General features: G+C 69.8%; 5 protein-coding genes. 2 read left to right on the top strand and 3 right to left on the bottom strand.

What is annotated here, in order from left to right; translation table 11 throughout:
* The coding region (locus C471_RS14050; RefSeq protein ID WP_004050140.1) for an SLOG cluster 4 domain-containing protein at positions 1-381 on the top strand (381 nt) is incomplete at its 5' end.
* 18 nt (positions 382-399) lie between these two features.
* On the opposite strand, the gene C471_RS14055 is transcribed toward C471_RS14050, so the two are convergent.
* The 3 genes from C471_RS14055 to C471_RS14065 form a co-directional block, all read right to left on the bottom strand.
* The gene (locus tag C471_RS14055) at positions 400-1,224 is read right to left on the bottom strand and encodes a hypothetical protein (RefSeq protein WP_004050141.1); all 825 of its coding nucleotides are present in this window, start codon (positions 1,222-1,224) and stop codon (positions 400-402) included.
* A gap of 125 nt (positions 1,225-1,349) precedes the next feature.
* Positions 1,350-2,393: a diphthamide biosynthesis enzyme Dph2 gene (gene dph2, locus C471_RS14060; protein WP_049909431.1), complete on the bottom strand. Its 1,044-nt coding sequence runs from the start codon at positions 2,391-2,393 to the stop codon at positions 1,350-1,352.
* 123 nt (positions 2,394-2,516) lie between these two features.
* Positions 2,517-3,218, bottom strand: a complete 702-nt coding sequence (locus C471_RS14065; protein ID WP_004050143.1) for a hypothetical protein — start codon at positions 3,216-3,218, stop codon at positions 2,517-2,519.
* A 165-nt stretch (positions 3,219-3,383) separates the two neighbouring features.
* Here C471_RS14065 and C471_RS14070 point away from each other — a divergent pair.
* A partial coding sequence (locus tag C471_RS14070) for an alpha/beta hydrolase (protein WP_004050144.1) occupies positions 3,384-3,826 on the top strand: 443 nt, incomplete at its 3' end.

Genomic DNA, 3,826 nt, shown 5'->3' on the forward strand with positions numbered 1-3,826 from the left:
CGGCTTGCGAACCGCGACCACACGGTCGTCTGCGGCGGGCTCGGCGGCGTGATGGAGTCCGTCTGTCGCGGTGCCGCGAGCGCCGGCGGGGAGACGGTCGGCATTCTGCCGACCGACCGCCGAGCGGACGCGAACCCGCACGTCACGGTTCCGATCGCGACCGGGCTCGGCCACGCCCGTAACGCGCTGGTCGTGATGAACGGCGACGCCGCGATCGCCGTCGACGGCTCGCACGGCACGCTCTCGGAGATCGGGATGGCGCTCGCGCACGGGCGGGTCGTCGCCGGACTCGACACGCACGACGTCGCGGGCGTGGAAGCGGTGAAGTCGCCCGCAGACGCCGTCGACTACGTGGAACGCGAAGTCGAATCGACGCGGTAAGGGGGCCGCTTTCGACGCTTATCGCTCGCGCCCGGACCGACCGGGCACGTCGGTCCCGTCGTCGGAGTCGGTCGTGTCACCCTCCGCCGCTCGTTCGTTCGCCTCCGCCTCGCGTTCGGCGTCCAACGCCGCGATGTTGCGGAAGCGGTCGGGATCGTCGTCCGAGCCCGCGTCGTCTCCGTCCTCGCTGAGGGAGCCGTGAGCCGCCGCTCCGCCGGTTCCGCCGGTTCCGCCGCGTCCTCCGTGTCCATCGCGTCCGCCGGCGTCGACGGAGCCGTAATCGCGGTCGAACCGACCGTTAGCGACCCAGAGCGCGAGGTAGCCGAATCCCATCGCGCCGACGACGAACCGCACGAGCCCGCCGAGGACGGGGACGAGGCCGAGGCCCGCCCACGCGACCGCGCCGACGACGAGATCGGCGCCGCGCCCGTTCGCGGCTCCCGTCCCGAGCATCGATCGGATCCACGTCCCGAGGGCGATCGCGGAGACGGCCGTCCCGCCGAAGCTGAGCACTGCGAGAACGAGTATCGCGGGGACGACGACGATGAGCCCGATAACGGTGATCGCCAGCAGGAACATCGCGACGGCGATCGCCACGTACGCCACGACACCGTACACGAACGCCTCTCCGGGGTCCGCGCGGAGGTACTCGACGCCGCTGTCGGTGAAGTCGGGGGCTATCGCCGAAACGACCAGCCCGACGAGGGTGACGCCGACGGCCGTCCCGACGAAACTGAGTGCGGCGGATCCGGCGAGCTCGACACCGGTCCACGGCGAGGAATCGATCGAATCGATCGCGGTGACGACGCGCGGGAGGAGGGCTGCGGCCTGTGTCGGGACCATGTGTGGAACGCGATCGCTCTCCGGAGTGAAACGCGTTCCCCATTCGACGGACGGTCGGTCCGTCTCGCCGGGACATCAACGGCTCCGAGCCCGGCGGGTTCGATGTCTCACCGGTTCCGCGCCGCTTACCAGGTGTCGTGGAACGTGTCGAACTCGATCGAGTCGAGCGGCTTCTCGCCGATCGCGGCCTCGTACTCGCCGGGGGTCAGCATCGGCTTGTGGAACCGCGGGCCGTCGTCGGTCGTGATCCGCGGACAGCCGGTGTTGACGAACGCGTCCATGTCGAAGTTGCGGAGGCGGTCCGGCGTCACCTCGTCCATCGTGATCAAGTAGGCGTTCTCGTTGTTATCGACGATCTCCTGGGCCTTCTCCCACCGGCCCTGGCCGATCTTCGTGCAGAAGATGACGCCCCACTTCTCGGCGTCCATCGCCTTGTGGACCGAGGCGTAGCGCTGCTTGAGGAACTGGTCGTGTTCGGCGACCGACACCGCGTTGTTGACGGGGTCGGCGATGACGACCCGCTTGTCCGGGTGCTCCATCGCGAGCCCGACCGGGTGGAACTTCCCGCCGCCGACGTACAGCACCTGCTCGGCGTCGATGTCGGCGGAGGCGTAGTTGCAGCCGAGCACCTGCCCCTCCTTCGTGAGCCGGTCGTCGCCCCGGCGGGTGTGGACCTCGTAGCCGCGCTCCTCTAACCAGTCCGTCATCTCCTCGAACCGGTTCATGTGCTGGGCGGTCGTGACGAGCCCGACGTCGGGGTCCTCTTCCGGGGGCGCGAGCTCCTCTTCGAGCGCGTCCTCCATGATCGGGAACGGGTCGACGTTCGAGAACAGCGGGACGTAGACGATGCTGTCGGACTCCTTCATCGGCGTGTGGCCGAAGTGGACGAACACGTCCGTCCGGCGCATCAGGTACGTGTCGAGGTCGCAGGCGCCGTAACAGGGCTGTCCGGACAGCATGAAGGTGACGTCGTCCGGGGCCACCTCGCGGAGGTCGTCGGCGACCTTCGGGCCGCGGCGCTTGAGTCCCTCAGGGAACTGGAGGCCGACCTTGGAGGCGTCGCGCTCTTCGATGGCCTCTAAGATCCGATCGAGTTCGTAGTCCCACTCGCGGTCGTGTTTCAGGGCCATCCCCGTCTTGGTGAGGTCGCCCTCCGTAGAGCCGCTCATGTCGAACGAATTGTGCGGCAGGACGGTTAAACGGCGCGTTCGACCGTGGGTTTCGTCCGTGACGTTCGTGACGTTCACGCACGTCTCGACGCGGACCGCTGCTCGGACGCAGACGGCGACGCCTCAGAGGGCGTTGCCGGTGAGCAGTCGACCGATCCACGCCCGCGCGCCGGGCAGCACCGCGTCCCCCTCGACGGCGACCGGGTCCCGATCGACGTCGACGAAGACCCGCCCCTGATCGTCGGGCTCGGAACCCTCGCGGGTCCAGACGAGACGCCCGTCAGAACCGGTCGCGCTCGCGTCGCCGCGGACCTCCCAGCCGGGCGCCCCGCGGACGGTCAGCCGATCGGCGCCGAGGTACCGCGCTCCCTCGCCGCCGATGACGAACGGGGTCGAGGGAGCCGCCGGCGTCAGCGGCGTGAACACCACGGTGCCCAGGTGTCGCTCCGTGGCGTTCGGATCCCGGTACTCGACGAACAGGATGTCCTCGTCGATTCGGGAGTTCACGTCTCTCGGGTCCGCGATCCCGTCGTGAGCCGCCTCGGAGACGACCCTGCGTCGAAGCGACTCGTTCGCCGCGAGCGCGTCGCTCCCGGCCGCGAGGTCGACCCTCCCCTGCCACGTCGTCGACCCGTTCTCGCGGAGCGTGACGGTCAGCGCGCTCTCGCCGGCGACCACGGGCGTGCCGTCCGGCGTCGTTCGGTCAAGGTCACAGACGCCGCAGATCGGCGTCGGCGGTGCGCGCGCGTCGGCCGCCGGTGCAGCGGTGATTCCGGCGAGGAGGAGGACGAGTGCCGCCGCCGCGGCGATGGTGCGGGGATCCATGCACCGAACTCTCGACGCGACCGGCAAATAATTCACGCGTGGATCGGTGCTGTTCGCGCCCCGCCGCCCGAACCACGCCCCGCCGCCCGAACCACGCCCCGCCGCCCGAACCGCGCGCTGCCGCGGTCGACGGATACAACCCCCGAGCCGACGAACGCGGGACATATGACCGACGTTCCGCTGGAACACGTCCACGTCGCGCCCGACGTCGAACCCGAGAGCGCCCCCGCCGTCTTCGTGCTGCACGGCCGCGGCGCCGACGAGGAGGACCTGCTGCCGGTAGCGCGACATCTCCCGGACGAGCTTCACGTGGTGAGCCTGCGCGCGCCAGACCCGCTTCAGGGCGGGTACACGTGGTACGAACTCGACCTGTCCGCCGGCGGCCTCGAGTCGAGTCAGCCCGATCCGACTGACTTCCGGCGGAGCCTCGATCTGGTCGCAGAGAGCGTCGACGCCGCGGTCGAATCCTACGACATCGACCCCGACCGGCTCGGCCTGCTCGGGTTCAGTCAGGGGGCGATCACGAGCCTCTCGCTGGTGTTGGAGGAGCCGGACCGCTACGCGTGGGTCGTCGCGCTCCACGGTTACCTCGCGGACGCGCACGCCGA

It is taken from the genome of Halorubrum saccharovorum DSM 1137 (assembly GCF_000337915.1).
GTDB lineage: Archaea > Halobacteriota > Halobacteria > Halobacteriales > Haloferacaceae > Halorubrum > Halorubrum saccharovorum.

What these genes read in the sequence shown, in the direction of transcription:
- C471_RS14055 (WP_004050141.1), bottom strand. Translation starts at nt 1,224, where the DNA reads ATGGTCCCGACACAGGCCGCAGCCCTCCTCCCGCGCGTCGTCACCGCG.
- dph2 (WP_049909431.1), bottom strand. Translation starts at nt 2,393, where the DNA reads ATGAGCGGCTCTACGGAGGGCGACCTCACCAAGACGGGGATGGCCCTG.
- C471_RS14065 (WP_004050143.1), bottom strand. Translation starts at nt 3,218, where the DNA reads ATGGATCCCCGCACCATCGCCGCGGCGGCGGCACTCGTCCTCCTCCTC.